This is a genomic window from Streptomyces sp. DH12 (genome assembly GCF_020873895.1).
Classification (GTDB): Bacteria; Actinomycetota; Actinomycetes; order Streptomycetales; family Streptomycetaceae; genus Streptomyces.
The window spans coordinates 1-453 of the sequence record NZ_JAHWGT010001058.1; the positions used below are offsets into that span (position 1 = coordinate 1).

Annotated in this window: 1 protein-coding gene; it reads left to right on the forward strand. The window is 70.9% G+C overall.

Going from position 1 to position 453, the window contains the following annotated elements:
- A partial coding sequence (locus LPA54_RS38490; RefSeq protein ID WP_228985026.1) for an aldehyde dehydrogenase family protein occupies positions 1–453 on the forward strand: 453 nt, incomplete at both ends.

Genomic DNA, 453 nt, shown 5'->3' on the forward strand with positions numbered 1-453 from the left:
GCCAAGGAGGCGTTCCGCAGCTGGGGCCAGTCCTCCCTCGCCCAGCGCACCTCGATCCTCTTCAGGTTCCGCGCCCTGCTCGACGCCCACCGCGACGAGATCGCCGCGCTGATCACCGCCGAGCACGGCAAGGTGCACTCCGACGCCCTCGGCGAGGTCGCGCGCGGCCTGGAGATCGTCGACCTGGCCTGCGGCATCAACGTCCAGCTCAAGGGCGAGCTGTCCACCCAGGTCGCCAGCCGCGTGGACGTGGCGTCCATCCGCCAGCCGCTCGGCGTGGTCGCCGGCATCACCCCGTTCAATTTCCCGGCCATGGTGCCGATGTGGATGTTCCCCCTCGCCATCGCCTGCGGCAACACCTTCGTGCTGAAGCCCAGCGAGAAGGACCCGTCCGCCTCCGTCCGCCTCGCCGAGCTGCTCGCCGAGGCCGGGCTGCCCGAGGGCGTGTTCAAC